Origin of the sequence: Anatilimnocola aggregata (genome assembly GCF_007747655.1) — a bacterium.
In the GTDB taxonomy this organism is placed as follows: Bacteria; Planctomycetota; Planctomycetia; order Pirellulales; family Pirellulaceae; genus Anatilimnocola; species Anatilimnocola aggregata.
In genome coordinates, this window is record NZ_CP036274.1 from 997,581 (window position 1) to 1,015,280 (window position 17,700).

13 protein-coding genes are annotated in these 17,700 nt (G+C 58.8%); 5 read left to right on the plus strand and 8 right to left on the minus strand.

What is annotated here, in order from left to right:
- Positions 1-103: 103 nt before the first annotated feature.
- Both hrpB and ETAA8_RS03890 read right to left on the minus strand, forming a co-directional pair.
- Positions 104-2,647 (minus strand): ATP-dependent helicase HrpB, encoded by a 2,544-nt coding sequence (gene hrpB, locus ETAA8_RS03885; RefSeq protein WP_145085174.1) that lies wholly within the window; start codon positions 2,645-2,647, stop codon positions 104-106.
- A gap of 6 nt (positions 2,648-2,653) precedes the next feature.
- Positions 2,654-4,366 (minus strand): ATP-binding protein, encoded by a 1,713-nt coding sequence (locus ETAA8_RS03890; protein WP_145085176.1) that lies wholly within the window; start codon positions 4,364-4,366, stop codon positions 2,654-2,656.
- Positions 4,367-4,523: 157 nt separating this feature from the next.
- Between ETAA8_RS03890 and thiO the strand changes: the two genes are divergently transcribed.
- Positions 4,524-5,642: a glycine oxidase ThiO gene (thiO, locus tag ETAA8_RS03895; RefSeq protein WP_145085178.1), complete on the plus strand. Its 1,119-nt coding sequence runs from the start codon at positions 4,524-4,526 to the stop codon at positions 5,640-5,642.
- A 94-nt stretch (positions 5,643-5,736) separates the two neighbouring features.
- On the opposite strand, the gene ETAA8_RS03900 is transcribed toward thiO, so the two are convergent.
- On the minus strand, positions 5,737-6,480 hold the full coding sequence (locus tag ETAA8_RS03900; RefSeq protein ID WP_145085180.1) for a 3-keto-disaccharide hydrolase: 744 nt from the start codon (positions 6,478-6,480) through the stop codon (positions 5,737-5,739).
- Between the two features lie 120 nt (positions 6,481-6,600).
- Between ETAA8_RS03900 and ETAA8_RS03905 the strand changes: the two genes are divergently transcribed.
- The 4 genes from ETAA8_RS03905 (at position 6,601) to ETAA8_RS03920 (ending at position 9,422) form a co-directional block, all read left to right on the plus strand.
- Positions 6,601-7,341 carry a hypothetical protein gene (locus tag ETAA8_RS03905; RefSeq protein ID WP_145085182.1) on the plus strand — a complete coding sequence of 247 codons (741 nt, stop codon included), beginning with the start codon at positions 6,601-6,603 and terminating at the stop codon, positions 7,339-7,341.
- A gap of 165 nt (positions 7,342-7,506) precedes the next feature.
- On the plus strand, positions 7,507-8,067 hold the full coding sequence (locus ETAA8_RS03910) for a hypothetical protein (protein WP_145085184.1): 561 nt from the start codon (positions 7,507-7,509) through the stop codon (positions 8,065-8,067).
- A gap of 158 nt (positions 8,068-8,225) precedes the next feature.
- Entirely contained in the window at positions 8,226-8,783 is a 558-nt protein-coding gene (locus tag ETAA8_RS03915; protein ID WP_202921541.1) for a putative signal transducing protein, read from the plus strand.
- A 36-nt stretch (positions 8,784-8,819) separates the two neighbouring features.
- Positions 8,820-9,422 (plus strand): DUF6940 family protein, encoded by a 603-nt coding sequence (locus ETAA8_RS03920; protein ID WP_145085188.1) that lies wholly within the window; start codon positions 8,820-8,822, stop codon positions 9,420-9,422.
- A gap of 32 nt (positions 9,423-9,454) precedes the next feature.
- Here ETAA8_RS03920 and ETAA8_RS03925 read toward each other — a convergent pair whose 3' ends face one another.
- The 5 genes from ETAA8_RS03925 to ETAA8_RS03945 are packed head-to-tail and all read right to left on the minus strand — an operon-like array spanning position 9,455 to position 17,655.
- On the minus strand, positions 9,455-11,050 hold the full coding sequence (locus ETAA8_RS03925) for a sulfite reductase subunit alpha (protein WP_145085190.1): 1,596 nt from the start codon (positions 11,048-11,050) through the stop codon (positions 9,455-9,457).
- A complete protein-coding gene (locus tag ETAA8_RS03930) occupies positions 11,047-12,876 on the minus strand; it encodes a NirA family protein (RefSeq protein WP_145085192.1) in 1,830 nt (609 codons plus the stop codon). Before ETAA8_RS03930 ends, ETAA8_RS03925 begins: the two co-directional genes overlap by 4 nt.
- Positions 12,873-15,083, minus strand: coding sequence for a molybdopterin oxidoreductase family protein (locus ETAA8_RS03935; protein WP_145085195.1), 2,211 nt, complete (start codon positions 15,081-15,083; stop codon positions 12,873-12,875). Before ETAA8_RS03935 ends, ETAA8_RS03930 begins: the two co-directional genes overlap by 4 nt.
- The gene (locus tag ETAA8_RS03940) at positions 15,080-16,747 is read right to left on the minus strand and encodes a DmsC/YnfH family molybdoenzyme membrane anchor subunit (protein ID WP_145085200.1); all 1,668 of its coding nucleotides are present in this window, start codon (positions 16,745-16,747) and stop codon (positions 15,080-15,082) included. The genes ETAA8_RS03935 and ETAA8_RS03940 overlap by 4 nt, the downstream gene beginning before the upstream one ends.
- 2 nt (positions 16,748-16,749) lie before the next feature.
- Positions 16,750-17,655 carry an ABC transporter ATP-binding protein gene (locus tag ETAA8_RS03945; RefSeq protein WP_145085203.1) on the minus strand — a complete coding sequence of 302 codons (906 nt, stop codon included), beginning with the start codon at positions 17,653-17,655 and terminating at the stop codon, positions 16,750-16,752.
- Positions 17,656-17,700: the final 45 nt, after the last annotated feature.

Here is a 17,700-nt window from a genome sequence, read left to right on the forward strand (position 1 = left end):
GCATTTTACGCACCACCACCCAGGTAGGCAGGCCTGCGGCGACGATTTCGGCCAGTTTTTCCGTGAAACTCTCGGCATTTCCAAGGAGTATGGAGAGGTTCATTCAACCGGGTGGGCGGCGCTGCGGACGCTTCTGCGGTAGCGCTTCATATGGGTTCTCGGGCCACGAATGCTTGGGATAGCGATTGCGCAAATCTTTGCGCACCAGCGAGTAGGTGTTGGCCCAAAAACTCTTCAGGTCGGCTGTGACCTGGGCCACTCGCATGTTCGGTGCCAGCAGATGCATCAATACTGGCACGCGATTGCCAGCAAGCCGAGGCGTATCCATCAGCCCGAAAATCTCCTGAATCCGAACAGCCAAAATCGGCGGCTGATTTACTTCATACTGAATGGTGATCTGGCTGCCACTCGGAACCCCGATTCGTTCCGGCGCTTCGCGCTCGACTTGTTGCAACTGTTGGTACGTGAAGAGAGCTTTCGCGCTTTGCAGCCAGGGGCCACGGCGGAGATCTGCCAGCGACTTGCAACCCAAGCAAAGTTCTGGCAACAAACTGCGCAGTCGTTCCTCGCTGAGCGTGGGCAGGTCGAGATCGGGCATCCATTGATTCAGGCAACGCACGCGCGTGACGAAGCTGGTGAGGTTTTCGTTGTCAGCCGGATACGCCTGTTCCCAGCGTTCGTTGGCTGCAGCGGCAAGTACGTTAGCCACTTGCTCGGCAGCAGGGTAAGCGGCTTGGCGCGCATCGAGAACCAGATCGTCCCAACGCACTACTTTCTGACTGATGACCCGCTGTTGCGCTTCGTCGTACGAAACGGTCGTTTCTTCGGTGAGCAGATCGCGTGAGAGCCAGTCGCGCTCGACACCAGCCGCCATCCGCACGTTGGCTTCGCCGGTACTCGCTTCCACATCAATGGCCAGAAACAGCTCTTCACCACTGACGGCCGATTGATCGGCCAGCTTCACGCCGCGACCACCGACCATCAGTGCGCGACGGCTACCGGGCTCGCGCAAGCGTGCTAGGCGATCGGGAAAGGCGGCAAGTAGCGCGCGGCCGAGCGCTTCGTCGGGATCGACAGCTGATGAAGTTCGTTTTGCTTCACTTCGCACCAGTCGAAGCAATTGATCTCGAGCGTGGAATACTTGATTGGCAGCCGAGCGATTGATCGTGCCCGCAGGCGAATCGACCTGGCCGTGCTGGTCGAACGCATCGAGCGCAGCGATGCGGTCGGATAAATCATTGGCGCTGCGATGCGACGGAGTGCGGCGATCTCCCGGACGTAAGTTGGCGCGCAGGAACAAATCTCGTTCGCTGAGCAGCGCTGCAGCGGTCGCCACTTCGTGAGCGATGCCCCGCTGCTTTCCTTCGATCAGCAATCGCCCCAGCCGCGGATGAACAGGAAGTGCCGCCAGTGAACGACCAAGTGTCGTAATCTGACCATCCTCCACAGCAGCCAACCGCTCTAGTAGATGGATGGCCCGCTGCAGGGTAATTGCGGAAGGCGCTTCGAACCATGGGAACTGATGCAAGTCGGGCTCAGCCCAATTGAGAATGGTGAGAACCGCCCCCGCCAAATCGACCCGTTTGAGTTCAGGCTCGTCGAACTCGGGACGCAGCCGCTGCATGGCTTCCGGCCAGAGGCGAATGCAAATGCCGGGCGCGGTTCGCCCGGCGCGACCAGCCCGTTGATTGGCCGACGCGCGCGAGATCGGACTCAACTCGAGTTTGTCGAGCCCCGTGGCTTCGTCATAACGGGCAATGCGGGCCAGGCCACTGTCGATAACCGCAGTGACGCCGGGAATGGTAAGCGAAGTTTCGGCGACGTTCGTCGATAGAATCACCTTTCGCACGGCTGAAGGCTGCAGCACCTCATCTTGCTGTGCGCCGGGCAAGTCGCCATAAAGTTCGAGTAAGCGGATTTGTCGTTCGTCGGCCCAATGCTGCAAACGTTTCGAGACCTGACGAATCTCACCAAGTCCTGGCAAGAAGACCAGACAATCACCGGTCAGTTCGTCGGGCAGGCGAGTAACAGCAGCGGTCACTGCCTCGGGCAATGGTTGGCGATCTAACGTCGGCGAATAGCGAATGTCGATCGGAAATAGTCTGCCTTCGCTGCGAATAATCGGGCAGCTGTCGAGATAGGCGGCGATCGGTTCCGCTGAGAGCGTGGCTGACATCACCAGGATGCGCAGATCTTCTCGCACCGATTGTTGCACTTGGCGCGTCATTGCCAGGGAGAGATCACTCGTCAGCGACCGTTCATGAAATTCATCGAACAGAACGACGCTTACGCCTTCTAGGAAAGGATCTTGCCGCAGTCGTTGCAGCAGGATGCCTTCGGTGATGAGTTCAATTCGCGTGCGCGGGCTGGTGCGAGATTCGAAGCGAACCTGAAAGCCAACTTCTTCGCCCAGCCGCCAGCCTTGCTCGGCAGCGATGCGGGCCGCTGTGGCCCGCGCGGCGACGCGCCGCGGCTGTAAGACGAGAATCTTCCCGTCGCCCGCGATGCCACTTTGCAAAATTGCCGGCGGAACGCGCGTTGTCTTACCGGCACCCGGCGGCGCTTGCAGCACCGCGCAGCGGCTGGCGCGCAGCGCCGCCAGGAGGTCAGCCAAACAGTCGTCGATAGGTAAGGGCGAGAGGGACAACGATACTTATCCGCGCAGCGTCTCGCTGGTAACGGGCTGACTGGCGAGCTTCGCCGGCAAGGTAAGGACGAATTTGCTGCCAGTGCCCGGAATGCTACTGACAATAATTTCGCCGCCATGTTCGCGCAGAATCTTCTGACTGACCGGCAGGCCGAGTCCCGTACCGCGGGCCCCTTTGCGAGACTCGAACACCGAGAAGATTTTTTGAATGTCTTCGGGAGCAATTCCTTCGCCGTTGTCTTCGACGACGATGTCGGTCGTTTTTTCCGTCTGGTTGTAATCGATCCGCAAAGTCACGCGCGCGGCCTCCCGCTTTTCACAAGCGTCGATCGCGTTGGTGACGATATTCAAGATTGCGCGGTGCATCAGGTCGGCATCGAACAGCAGCATGGGAACATCGGCGCTCGGGCTGAACTGCAACAGCACGCCAGCTTCTTGAGCCCGCGTCTGCATCAGTTCCACCACGTCGGCTATGGTTTCGTTCATGTCGGCCCGCTGCAGATCGGGCTCGCGTTCCTTGCTGAACGTGAGCATGTCCATCACCAGATTCGAAATCCGTTCCTGATTTTTTTCGACAATGCGCCAACCGCGGCGGACGACATCGTTCTCGCCGACTTTCAGCCCTTCTTCAATCAAGTAGCTGCCGCCGCGAATGCCTTGCAGAATGTTTTTGATGTGATGCGACAGCGTGGCAATCGTCTGCCCCACCGCTGCCAGGCGTTCGGCCTGCACCATTGCCGAGTAGTACGAAGTGTCTTCCACCGCGAGTGCCGCCTGGTGACCAATGGCGACCATCAATTTCAAGTGCTCTTCGGTGAAGCGATTGGGAGACTTCTGCGTGAGCAGTTTGGCGGGTGGCGTGTAGGTATCGATGTAAATGACACCGACGGTGCCGTATCGCCCTTGCAGTGGCACGCAGATGGCCTCGCGCACGCCGGCCTGCACAATGCTCGCCGCATGATCCCAGCGTTCGTCCTCGCGAGCGTCGCTGGTTAGCACTCCCTCTTTATTTTGCACCACGTAATCGAGAATCGTGCGGCTGACGGTCAGACGCTCGTCGCTCTTTTCTCCCTGCCGATTCCGGCTCGAGGTCGGTGTCAATTCGCCGGTCTCTTGATCGACGATCATGATGCAGCCGCGATCAGCTTCGACCCATTCGAAGATTAGTTCCAAAATGCGCTGCAGGAGTTGATCGATATCGAGTGTGTGACTGACGGCTAGAGCCGTGCGATACATGATTTGCAGATTACTGCGAGCCCGCGCGAGCCAAGGGCTATCGGACGAACTGGGAGGCGCGAGGAGCATGCTACCTTGCTCGCGGCTCATCGATTTGACGATCCGCGACTCCGCAGCCATTCGCTTGGTGCCGATGATATCGACAGGATTCGACAAATGCTCGAAGGCGGCCGAGGCAGTTTCGGTAAACAGCAGCAGCGTGCGACCGATCAACAGCCTGTCGCCGGTGCGCAAGTAATGCTCGCCGATCCGCTGGTCGTTCACATAGGTGCCGTTGGAACTCTGCAGGTCGACGACGCAGTAGCCCCCCGGCTCACCTTCGGATGTGAGGGAGTCGCGGACCTCGGCATGTCGGCGCGAGACTTCGTTATCCGCGAGTTGAATGCGGTTCGATTCATCGCGTCCGAGTGTTTGTGGGTAGCCGGGACGCAGCTCGTATCGTTTGCCGCGGTCGCGACCTTGCATGACAAAAAGCGTGGCCATCGCCGCATTGTAAGGTTTTGGGCAAGGGGAGTGTCAACGCAGGGTGAATCGAGTCTTCACCAGCCGACAATGAGGGGCTTTTGCAAGTTGCAGGGTGCGATTTCGGCCGATACTTCCCCGCCCCAAGAACTGGGAAGAACCGTATGATGGAGGTGAGATGAAAACAGATTGCCTGATTGTCGGCGGCGGGGTGATTGGCTTGTCGTTAGCCTGGCAATTGGCGCTGCGCGGTCGTAAGGTGCGAATCATCGACCGTCAGGCCCCCGCGCGAGAAGCCAGTTGGGCCGGAGCGGGCATTCTCCCCCCAGCGAGTCGAACTGCGCTGGCACATCCGCTCGATCAATTGCGCGGCTGGAGTTACGAATTGCATGCGGAGTGGGCCATTACGCTCCGGCAGCAAACAGGCATTGATACCGGTTACCGCCAGTGTGGCGGGCTCTATGTGGCGCGGGCTGCGGGAGAAGCAGCAGCCTTGTCTGCCTGGGCCGCCACCCAGCGCGAAGAAGAAGTGACCGTGACGCAATTGTCGCTCGACGAGTTGGCTCGGTTGGAGCCTGAACTGGCGAAGTCGAATCCGCCAGCTCTGCCCATTCGCACCGCCTGGTTGCTCCCCGCTGAATGTCAGTTACGCAATCCTCACTATCTGCAGGCGCTGCTCAAGGTTTGCGAGCAACAGGGCGTAGAGATCGTTGCCGATTGCGAAGTGCAGGATTTCGTGATTGAGAATAGTCGCTTGCAAGCGATAGTTACTTCGCAAGGATCGATCTCTGCCGAACAAGTCTGCGTGACTTCAGGAGCCTGGACGGGGCAACTATTGCAAAAATTGGGGCTGAAGATCGGCGTAGTGCCGATCCGCGGTCAGATGGTTTTGTTTCGCTGCGCACATTCACCGCTGCGGACCATTGTCAACGAAGGGCCTCGCTATCTAGTGCCGCGCAACGACGGCCGTTTGCTAGTCGGTTCGACCGAAGAAGAAGCGGGCTTCGACAAACGAACGACGCCCGAGGCCATTGCCGAATTGATTTCACTCGCGCGCACCTGGCTACCATCGCTGGCAAATGCCGAAGTCGAACAAACTTGGGCTGGGCTCCGGCCCGCATCGTTCGATGGGTTTCCCTACCTGGGTGCAATTCCAGGTGTCGCCAATGCCTTCGTCGCGGCGGGGCACTATCGCAGTGGTCTGTATCTTTCACCAGGGACCGCTATCGTCATGGCACAGTTGATGTGCAAAGAAGCTTGCAGCATCAACCTGTCGCCATTTTCCGTGGGGCGATAAGCCTGGGTCGGGGCAATTCTCAGGGCAGCGATTGCCTGCTAAAGACAACACGAAGCTGCCCGAAAAACTTCCCGACCTTGCTCATGCGCGGTGCTTAGTTTTGCTTGAGCCGGACGTTCTTGAACTCGACCGTCATCGGCGGACCGGCATGAATCTGCAATGCGAGGATGCCGCGGGCGGCCGAGTTCTTGGGATCGTTGTCGACGATGTCGACGGTTTGCACGCCATTCAGGAAGTGCTGGATGTGGTTCCCCTTGGCGATGATTACGTAGTCGTTCCAATCCGACTTCTTATAGGTCTTGCCGATGGCATCTTTCTCGCCAAGTTTGCCGACGACTTTGGGCTTGCCATCTTCACCGACCTCAACTTTGTCTCCAACGTTACACAAATAGCCGCGCCCCTTTTCGTGATAGAGGAAGCCGACCTTCCCCGGGGTGTCTTCGACTTCAGCCTGATAGCCCGAGACAACCCACTGATTTACTTCGCCTTGCTTCGGAGGCAGCACTTTCGCCCGGTATTGCACGCCCGAGTTGCCGCCGGCAATTCGGAACGACAGCCGCAATTCAAAATCCCCCAGTTCACCGTCCTTCCACACGAGGAAGGTATTTCCCTTGGTCTGATTCTCGGAGGTCGTCTGCCCGCGGACGACGCCATCTTTGAACGACCAAAGACGCATGTCTCCTTCCCAGCCTGTCAGATCTTTGCCGTTGAACAACTGCTTCATCTCGGCCGGTTCAGCGGGAGCTGCGGGCGAAGGGCCATCAGCTGCCAGGAGTTGAGAGGCGAGCAGCAGCGCACTGCAGGCTGCCAAAACGAACGGACGAAGTAAACAACGCATGAGGCAAACTCCGGAAGTTGAGAGGAATCTTTCGTTAGGTACGACTTTCGTCTACGGTTAACGTAACCTCGCGGAGAGTGGGAGGCGAGAGGCGAAGGATGCGAGAATCCGAGGATTGCAATGCAGCTAAAGTCGAAGACGCCCGCGCGAGCCATCACTTCACCCGCAATCAAGTTTGTGGCGAAGGTTGAGCCGGTGAAAGAAGTCACCTTACACGGCAGTGGCGACCTGGCCTTCTGGCAAGATCGCCTCGCTGCGGAGTCGTTACAGCCGTTGCCACGTGAGGGTCGCGCTCAGTTGTTCATCAGTGCGACCGAAGCGAGGTTTATGGGCCTCACCTTTCGTGAGTGCATCATTGGCATTCAGGTGGTGCGCGCAAGTCACGCGAACAGTGGCGACGGTGCAATGTTTTTGCTCCATGCCTGGAACTCGCTCCGAGCCTTTGCTTGGATCGAGCGAAACCTCTTCAACACACCTTATTATCCCGGACAGATTGTCGTCGATCCAACCGCACCGGCCAGACTGCAACTGAGCGAGAGCGGAGTGGAAGTTATTGCGGCGAACATTGGCACCACACGTCAACCGACGGAAATTGCCGAGGAGGCGTGGCAAGGACCGATCTATCTGCCGACGAGCAACGGTGGTGCGCAGAAGCTGTTTATCGCCCGCCTGTCTGGACAAACAGAACACTTTCCGTTTCATGCCGCTGAAGATCAATTCTTGCTTCAGCCTGCGGCGACCTGTCCGGTCATCAGGCAACTCAGCGAGTCTCATTTCACTCCAAACGCCTGGCACATTCGTCAGGCAGCGGCCCATGCCAAGTCGAAGACGTACCGCGTGAGTGACTTTTTGCGAGCTTGAGTGCCGGTGGCATTGGCCGGCTTGTCACGAATTACGGTCAAACTGCTCTGGGCGCGGTTGGGCACTTCTGCGATGGTCCGACCCTCGTCTCTCGCCAGCAGTGGCGGTTGTACGTCAGTTCATGTCGGTAACTATGCAGTCAAGTTGTTGCCTGGAGGCACGCTCATGTTTTTTGCAATGTCAACCGCTCGCCGATCCCGGTTCGCACTCTCGCTAGCCAGTTTTGCACTGGCGCTGATTGCAGTGCCCGCTTATGGTCAGGCCCCAACCAGCGGTTGGAAGATGCCGAATCTCAATCCCTTTCAAAGCAAAACTAGTGGCCCGGCGACCGGCCGCGTCAGCGATACCAGCAAGCCGCTCGTCCCACCCGTCCTCAATCCGTTCAAGCTGATTCCGGGCAGCGGTGGCAAGACTTCTTCTAGTTCGTATGCGAAGCCGCAAGGCCCGACGACCTGGCAGAAGGTGACCGGACCTCCGAAGCGGCTGGCTCGGCAGACTGCTGATTTTCTTAACCCGTTCGACGATGCCACTCCCGCTCCGCGCGATGAGCGGGTCACCGGCAGCAACACACTGTTCAACAGCCAGGCCAATCAACGAGCATCAAAGCCGGGCACCAAAGAAGGGACCAGTCGCTCGTGGTTGCCAGGCTGGGGCGGCGGCAGAGCGGCCGAGTCGAAGCCAAAGACAGTGAATGAGTTCCTCGCCCAGCCGCAAATCGAACCTTAAGGATTTCGGCTTCATTTCTTTGTGCGGGAATTCTTAATACCCCGTACGTTACAAGCCTGTGCGACTCGCACTAGAATCGGAGCGGCAACCTCTTCAAGGTGTTCCGCTCCGAAAGTCTGCGCGTCATGCTTGGCCGGCTTGTCACTCTCGAAACCTATATGAATGCCATGCAAGCCCATCTGGCCAAAAACCAGCTGGAGGAAGCAGGCATTCGTTGCGTGCTGGCCGATGAAGTGATGGTCTCCATGTACTGGCATCTCTCGAATGCCATGGGCGGAATCAAATTGCAGGTCGCCGAAGAAGACCTGGAGCGCGCGGCAGGTGTGCTAGATGCCCTCGAACAAAAACGTCGCGATGGTGATGCCGACGATGATCAGTCGGCAGCTTCTGAACGACAGGCACAAGCCGCCGACGACGAACCACTGGCTGAGTCCAAGGTGGGCGACCCAGACGACGAAGAGGAACCGCGCCTGAACGAGCGCGAGCAAAATGTCGAGCGAGCTTACCGCGCGACGCTCGTGGGCTTCATGCTCTTGCCCGTCCAGTTTTATGCGACCTGGCTCTTGCTGAGCGTGTGGCAAGCCGACGATCCCATTCGTCCTGCACTGCGCCGCAAACTACGGTGGGCGATTGCCCTGAACATACCTCTGGTGCTGCTGGCGACGGTCGTCGTGCTGGTGGTTATGCGGTTTCATCTCGATGAGATGGTTGGTTGACCGGTCGTCACGGTGCCTGGCGAATGAGGCCAATGGATGAATACCGATTGGGTAGTACAAATCAGCAAGTTGGGTGGCAACCACGTTTTGAAATATGCGGTCCTGTACCGAGCGATTCCAGCAACCTACCTGCAAGTGATGCAGGCGTGGCAGCAGGACGAAGATTTTCGCAGCACCTTCAATCGGTGGCTGGCGGACGTGCCATACGATTCCTTTCGCTGGGAAACACCGCCGCTCATTAGCAGTAACATCGAGCGCGATTTCGAGTTCGTCGTGGTTGATAGCCCAGGACTGGCTCCGCGAGCGGATCGGCAGGCATTTTCCGAGTACTTCAATCTCGCCCAGGAAAGCGAGGCTGTCGTTACCTTTCCTAACTTGGGCCGAAATGCAGTTCTCATTGTGCCGTGTCCCCTGGGGCCAGATCGTGCCTACGCTCATCTTGGCGCTTTCGTCCGCACTGCTTCACCCGAGCAATGTAGCCAGCTTTGGCAGGATGTCGGCCTAGCATTGGAGACTCGAATCGGTCAGAAGCCAGTCTGGCTAAGCACGGCAGGAGCAGGCGTATCTTGGCTCCACGTGCGACTCGATGATCAGCCCAAGTACTACAGCCACGGTCCTTATCGAGTTCCACCGACATAGGTTCGTGTGGGCTGTCGACAGTGGTAACCTGCTTAATAAACATCCTTGTGATATCGCTTGTCCTTGGCCATCTGAGCGACGTACTGCTTGGCCTCGGCTGCGGTCTTGCCCCCTTGAGTCATCACGATGGCTTGCAGGACTTGATCGACGTCGGCGGCCATTTTTTTGGCATCGCCACAGACGAAGAAATGAGCTCCTTGTTGCAGCCACTGCCACAGGTCGGCCGCGTTGTCGAGCATCTTGTGTTGCACGTACAGCTTCTCGGCCTGGTCGCGCGAAAAAGCCAGATCAAGGCGGGAGAGGACGCCTTGATCCAGCCAAAGCGACAGTTCGTCGCGATAGAGGAAGTCGTAATCGAAATGCTGATTACCAAAGAAGAGCCAGGCTGGTCCCTTGAGGCCAAGCGCCTGGCGCTCTTGCAAAAATGCGCGGAACGGCGCGATGCCGGTTCCCGGCCCGACCATGATGACGGGTGTGGTGGGATCGCTGGGCAAGCGGAACTTCGGTGAGGGCTGCACGAACACGCGCACGTCATCGCCGGGGAGCGAGCGGACGCCGAGAAAGTGAGAAGCCACGCCATGTTTCCAGCGCCCTTGGCTTTCGTACTTCACCACACCAACCGTCAACGTGACCTGCTTGGGGTTTGCCAGTTGCGATGACGAAATGGAATAGAGTCGTGGTTGCAAGCGGGTGAGTGCCGCGAGGAAGTCGTCGAGCGAAGGGCGGGCCGAAGGAAACTTGGCGAGCAGTTCGGCAAGGTCGTAGCCGAGCAATTCGCTGCCACCTTCGGCAACGGCTGCGGCGAGCGTTTCTCGTTCACCTGGAACCTGAGCATGCTTGGCTAGTAGTTCCAACAGATCGGGGCGCGATCGCGCGAGTGTTACTTCATTCGCCAAGACGTCGGCGATTCGCCTGGTTTCGCCCGAAATGTTCTTTACCGGTTCGTCGCCGCTGGCTCCGAGTTGCTGTAGCACCTCTTTCACCAATTCGGGGCAATTTACAGGCAATATGCCGAGGCTATCGCCGGCCTGGTAAGCAATGCCCGAATCGAGCAGGTCGATGACAACGTGCCGGGTATCTTTGGGAGCATCGATTTGAGTCAACCGCTCGTTGCTTATGAGCTTGGCGGCGAAAGGACTCGTGCGCGAGTACTTTTGTGGAGCGGGCGCGGCATGACCGTTCGTTCCCTTGGCATGCCCATTTGTAGCGGGAGCGGGCTTGCTGTTGTTGATCGACAGCAACTGCTTGAGCGCTTTGGCGGTGTCGTTGCCACCGGGCGAGCAGCGGGTGAGATCTTTTTCTTCGCCACGGGCAATCGCTTCGGAATACGTCTGGCATAGATAGCCGCAAGCGCCGCAGTCGAGCTGAGCCATGGCTGCCATGAGCTGACGCTCGATCGGCTTGCCTTCCGCCAAGGTCAACCGCTCGGCGATGGGTAGCGTCGAATCGTGCCACGGAAAGTCTTCTTCGGCGGCGATGGCCGGTGGACTGGTCGCGGGCATCGATCCGCCCGCGATTGGCGATTGCGATTGACCACTCAAGATCGCGGCGAAAAAACCATTCAGCCAGGCACGCTGCTGCGGATTGAACGGAGCTGATTCGGGAATGACTGGGACGTTTGTAATCATGCGTTCGCTCCGACAAGCTGAGGTTCGAGTGAAGTCGCTTGGAGAGTCAAGGTTTGAAGCGATTCAATGCTTTGAGCGCGCGACCACTCACGAAAGGTCTCTTCGTCGCCGGCCCGATTGCCGAGGAACGTGAGGAGAAGTCGTTCGAGCAGCGGGGGAATCTCTGCCGCGGGAATGCTCGTGGCGATTTGCCGACCAATTTCGCGGTTGTTGCCGTAGCCGCCGCCGACAAACACGTGATATCCCTCGACCATCTCCTCGCCGCGACTCACTTTGGTCGCGAGCAAGCCGATGTCGCCGATGTAATGCTGGGCACACGAGTGATGGCAGCCGGTGAGATGAATATTGACGGGCTGATCGAGTTCGAGCCGCTGTTCCAAGTATTCGGCCACTTGCTTGGCATGCAGTTTGGTATTTGAAGCCGCAAAGCGGCAGCCCGCGTTGCCCGTGCAGGCGACGAGTCCCGCGCGAACGTTGGTGACCGAAGTGGTGAGCCCCAATTGCCTAATGGCTTCTTCCACCGCGGGTAGATTGGCAGTGGGAATATCGGAGATCAGTAGATTCTGCCAAACCGTCAAGCGAATGGTCCCGCTGCCATAGCGCTGGGCGATAGCTGCCAGCCCGCGCAGCTGATCGACTTGAATGCGACCGACGGGAAACACGACGCCGACATAGTTCAGCCCCGCTTGTCGCTGCGGATGCGCGCCGAAGTGAGCCAGTGGATTGGGTACGACGCGCGGCTCGCAATCGCTGACAGGCATCTTCACCAGCGGCTGCAACAGTAGTCTTTCCACTTCGGCGAGAAAGCCGGCATGTCCAAATCGTTCGAGGACGTACTTCAGGCGGGCCTTTTTGCGATCGGTACGATCCCCCTCGCGCAGGAAGACTTTGAGGATGGCTGCCGCGACCGGAATGCACTGCTCGGCCTTGAGGAGCACACCGGCATCGCGAGCAAAGTCGCCGTGCCCGGTGATGCCGCCGAGTTCCAAGCGAAAATAAACGCCTGCCGGTTGGCTCCGTCCGTCCGGCACGCGTACGGCAAAAAAGCCGATATCGTTGGTGTCGGCGAGGGCACTGATGGTGCCCCCCCCGTCGAACGCAATGTTGAACTTCCGCGGCAGCCCGTACATTTCGGGATGCTGCAAAATGTAATGGTGCATCTCGCGGCACAGCGGCCGCACGTCGTACAGTTCGAGAGGATCGATGCCAGCCGTTGGCGTGGCCGTGATGTTGCGGATGTTATCGGCCCCCGAACCGCGCGAGACGATCCCCAGGTCGATCAGCCCATTGATGATCTCCAGCGCGTGCTCGGCCTTGATCTCGCGAATCTGCAAGTTCGAGCGCGTGGTCGCATCGACGTAGCCGCCGCCGAACTGTTCGGCCAAATCGGCAACACCGCGCAATTGATGCGAGTTCGTCATGCCGCCGGCAAATCGCAGGCGGCACATGAACGAGTCTTGCGCGGGGGCCACAAAGAAGAGCCCGTGATACTTATAGAGGAAGATATCGGTTCCCTTGGGGAACTTACCGGCCGATGCATTGGCAGCGATCTCGTCCCACATTTGAAACGGATCTTTCGTTCGCTTGGCCTGCTCTTCGGGCGTAAGCTTCTTGCCTGCTGCCAGCGCCTGATCTTGAGCAGCCGAATGCGCACTGCGGGCATCGGCGGGGCAGTTATCGGCGGGCGCACTGCCGCTGGAGATGCCCAGCGTCGCAGCGAACGTGGGGAGGCCATTCGAACTGCGGATCGCTTCGCAGCCGGCATAAAAACCTTGCAAATACTGCTGCTGTTCCGGGCTGAAACCCGCCTGGCTGGAGTCACTCATGGCTGGTTCTCCTGGTTCAAGCGACGGACTTGCACCGCGCAATCTTTGTACGAAGGCTGCCGCGAATGGGGATCAAAGTGCGGCAGCGTGAGGACGTTGGTTTCGCCATAGTGCATAGGCATGAACACCTGCCCGCGACCGACGGTCGGCGTAATCATCGCTTTCACGGTGACTCGTCCCCGGCGACTGCTCACTTCGACCTTTTCCAAGGGCTGAATGCCGCGCTCGCGGGCATCGCGCGGATGAATCTCGAGGTACGCGCCGGCGGGATAGAGTTTTCTGAGGACCGCCGACTTCGCAGTGCGCGTTTGGGTGTGCCACTGCGAGACCGTGCCGCGCCCCGTGAGCAGAATGAGCGGATAATGATCGGTGGCCGGCTCGGGCATCGGCAATGGTGCATCGAACAGGAACTTCGCGCGGCCATCGGCATGAAAGAACTTGCCATCGGCGAATAAGCGGCGCTCGACTGCTGGTGGCTCGCTCCCTGCTGGAAGTGGCCATTGAATGCCCCCCGCTTGTTCGAGCATTGCGTAATCTTCAATGCCAGTGATATCGCAGGGCATACCTTGCGATAGCCGCTTCATTAGTTGAAAGACCTTGGCGGGATGGTCGTACGGTGCCAGCAATGCTTCGCAGCCCCAGTAATGTGAGATCAGGCGAAAAATATGCGAATCGGCCAGCGCCACGCCCGGAGCGCGGGCTACTTTCTTGAGCAAACCAAAACGCCGCTCGGAGTTGATGAAGGTTCCTTCCTTCTCGCCCCAGCCGGCAGCGGGTAATAAGAGATCCGCCTCCTGAGCTGTCTCGGTCGTGTGATACATGTCCTGCACAACGAGAAAATCAAGTTTGGCGAGCGTCTCGCGCGTTTCGTCGCGCTGCATCCAGGAGTGAACGGTGTTGGTGGCGATGATCCACAGCCCGCGGATTTCACCACGACGAACCGCTTCGAGAATCTGGTCGTAGGTGTAACCACTTGAGTGCGGAATGCGGGTCTCGTCGATGCCCAGAATTTGAGCAACCTGCTGACGATGCTCGGGCTTTGTAAAGTCGCGTCCACCGAGCAAGGCCGAAGTATTGCTGAACAGACGCGAGCCCATCGCGTTGCATTGACCGGTGATGGAGTTGGCTCCGGTCCCCGGTCGTCCGAAATTCCCGGTCATCAAGGCGAGATTAATCAAGCTCTGGGCAGTGCGCACGCCCTGATAGCTCTGATTGACTCCCATTGTCCACCAGAACGAAACGCGTTCGCTGGTGGCGATCCATTCAACGAGTTGTTCGACTTCAGCGGCTTTTAGTCCGGTCGCGGCCACGATTCGTGCCAGTGGCCAGGCCGAAACAAACTCGGCAAAGTCCGCGAAGCCATTGGTATGCTCGTCGATGTATTCCTGCTTCACAGCGCCTCGCTCAATCAGCAAGTTCGCGAGTCCATAGAGCAAATCGAGATCCGATTTGGGCTGCAGCGGCAGATGCAAATCGGCCGCTTGCGCGGTCTCGGTATGGCGCGGATCGATGACGACGATCTTGGCCTCGCGCTGATTCCGCAGGACTCTTTCCCACAAAATGGGGTGGCCGACGCAGGGATTGGCACCGACGAAAATCAGCAGGTCCGATTCTTCGAAGTCGGCATACGAGTACGGCGGCGCATCAAAACCAAGCGACTGTTTGTAAGCGACTGCGGCGGTTGCCATGCATTGCCGCGTGTTGCTGTCCCCGTGTCGCCAGCCCATGCCAAACCGCGTGAGCATGCCGAGGAGGACCATCTCTTCTGTCGGAATCTGGCCGGTGCTAAGAAAGGCCACCGAGTCGAGACCATGCTCGCGGATGATGTTCTGAAAGCGGCTGCAGAAAGTTTTTAGCGCGTCGTCCCACGAGACAGGTTTCAATTCGCCTGCTTCATTTCGCCAGAGCGGTTCGCTCGCGCGATCGGGCGAGTGCAACACGCTCAGCGCTTCCCAACCTTTGGGGCAAGCCATGCCAAGGTTTACGGGATAATCAGCGGCGGGGCTGAGGTTGATCGCAACACCATCGCGCAGGTGAACTTGCAGACCGCAGCCCGTCGAGCAGTATCCGCAGACTGTGCGAGTCGTTTGATCGGGGACGAGTTTCTCAGGCACCTGGCCGAGGCCAAACTCACCCGGCGAAAGTACCAGGTCGCGAGTAAGGGGCCCATCCCATTGCCGCAGCAGTTCAGTTGCTTTGCGAATCATGTGGTCACGCCTCCCGGCATCTTGGCAGGGACAACGGCCATGAAGAACAAGGTCCGTTCGAGCAGTTCGCCGGCAATCGTCAGCAAAATCACGGGAGCGACAGCACCGATTTGAATCGCGGCTGCAGAACCGTGTGAAGTGGCTGCAGCAGCGAACATTGTTACCACGGCTAACGAGCCCAGCAGAAAGCGCAGCGATTGCAGACGTTCGAGCGGGCCACGCAGGAGCGTCGCGCTACCTTGTAGAGGTGAATAGGAACCTGAGACTCGGCCATAACGATCGATCGAATGCCAGGCACTGAACGCTTCGAACAGCAGCTTCGCGCCCAGTGCGGCAAACGCGACAAACCACAATTCCCTGCGTACGATGGCGAGCGCCACACTCGTGCCGATCAAGCTTGTGAGCAGAAACTTGCCACCGGTGCGCCACAACCGCCAACTGGGGCGCTGAGTGACAGCGTAGATCATGGCCGAGGAGCAGACTCCTGCGATTCCCGCTGCCAGTGCCAACCAAGCGACAATCGATATGATTTGCGCGAGTAGTTCGCTGGCCGCAACAAACTTCCAGTCCACTGCGATTGCTAACCCGACCGCAGCGCTGAGCACTCCGCTGTAGAGTCCAAACACCAAGATCTCGCGGCTGAGCCAACTGGTTCGCAGTCCCAACCAAGCGCGCCACGCGCCCAAGGGGCGGCCCAAATGAAACACAGCTGCTTGGGCGCCAAGGCCGCCGATCAACAGCGAGGTCAGTAACAAAGGAAGTGAATAGGAGGCACCACTCACCAAGGTCAGCACTCGTTCGGCGAGCAGAATGCCGACAGACACCTGCGTGAGAACGAGCATCACCACGAGCGGCCAGTGAGCGTGGGCAGGTTTGACGAAGGCGGCATCGGCAGCTTGCCAGGTCGCCAGGTTCATCTTGGTCGAGATGAACCGCGTTGTTGGAATCGTTTGACGCGGGTCCGGTGCAGCCGCCAGAAAGTCTTGCTTCGCCGCAGCGGCGGTGGCATCTGCCATTTTCACGGTGGCAATGCGAATGGCCTGATTCGGGCAAGCGGCGACGCACGCAGGCGCTTCATCGACGGCCAGTCGTTGACGACACATATCGCACTTGCGAACGATTCCCTTCGAGTGGCTGTACTTCGGCACGTCATAAGGACACATCAGCACACAGTACTGACAGCCGATGCATTGATCGTCGAGGTGCCGTACGATGCCCGTCACCGGGTCCTTGTCGTACGCTTTCACCGGGCAGCCGGCGAGGCAAGCGGGCTCGACGCAATGATGGCAAGCCGACGTGATGTATTGCAGCGCTGGTCGTTCGTCGGTGCTGACGAGCAGACCGACATCCCGCCACGTTTCGTGTTCATCGAGGCCGTTCAAACTGTGGCAGGCTGTCACGCAGGCCTTGCAACCGGAGCAGGCATCGAGATCGACTTCGAAAGCGTATTGTTCGCCGGGGGCAGGTGCCGTGAGGGGAATGAGACTGCGATAGGCCACGTGCGCAGTGCTGGTCGAGCACGATTGCTGATCGTCGTGCCACTGCGCAAACCGCGCCGCTGCGGGGAGCGATTGCTGCTCGGCCAGCAGTTGCTCGATGAGCGACAGTTGCGGCGCATGAGTTGGCGCCGTGTTGAGCATCGGTAGTGACGATAGAGCAGGCATGCTTAAGCGCGGCGAACTAGCCGGGCGTTCTCCGTGAGGGGAGCTTGAGTTTCTTGATCGGCTGCATCGATCCGCAGGACATTCGCCGGAGTGGCTTCTTCAGCTTTCGTCTCCACTTCGGTGGCCGGCGGATGATGTCCTTGGTTTTCGAGAAAGCCGATCAATCGTTCACGGAGAGGGTAATAGTCGGGATGATTCAGCACTTCGGTTCGATTGCGCGGCCGAGCAAACGGCACCGTGACGATCTCGCCAATGGTGGCAGCAGGGCCGCTGGTCATCATCACAATACGATCAGCCATCAGCAGGGCTTCGTCGACGTCGTGCGTCACCATCAGGCTCGTTTTGCGATCGCGGGCCAGCAAATCGGCCAGCACTTCTTGCAGTTCCATCCGTGTGAGCGAATCGAGCATGCCAAACGGTTCGTCGAGTAGCAGCATCTTGGGCGAAATGGCGAACGCCCGGGCAATGCCCACGCGTTGCTGCATCCCTTGTGATAGTTCCGCCGCTTTCCGTTCGAGCGAATCGCCCAGCCCGACGAGTTGCAAATGATAAGCAGCGATCTCGCGTCGCTGGGCTCGCGAGACATGCGGATAGACGCGGTCAACGCCGATCTGCACGTTCTCCAGGGCCGTTAGCCACGGCAGCAAGCAGGGGGATTGAAAGACCACGCCGCGATCGGGGCCGGGGCCGTCGATTTCGCGATTGGCCACCACGATCGCTCCGGTCGAGCATTCGCTCAGCCCGGCGACCATGCTCAGCACGGTGCTCTTGCCACAGCCCGAGTGACCGATGAGCGCGATGAATTCTCCCTGGTCGATGTTCAGGGAGATATCGCGCACGATCACTGCCGGCCCGTTATGGGACGGGTAGGACTTGCCTACTCGAAACAGCTCTACATATCCAGCCATGTTGCTGACTACTTTCTGGTCTTGCCTGGTGTTCTGGTGACGGCT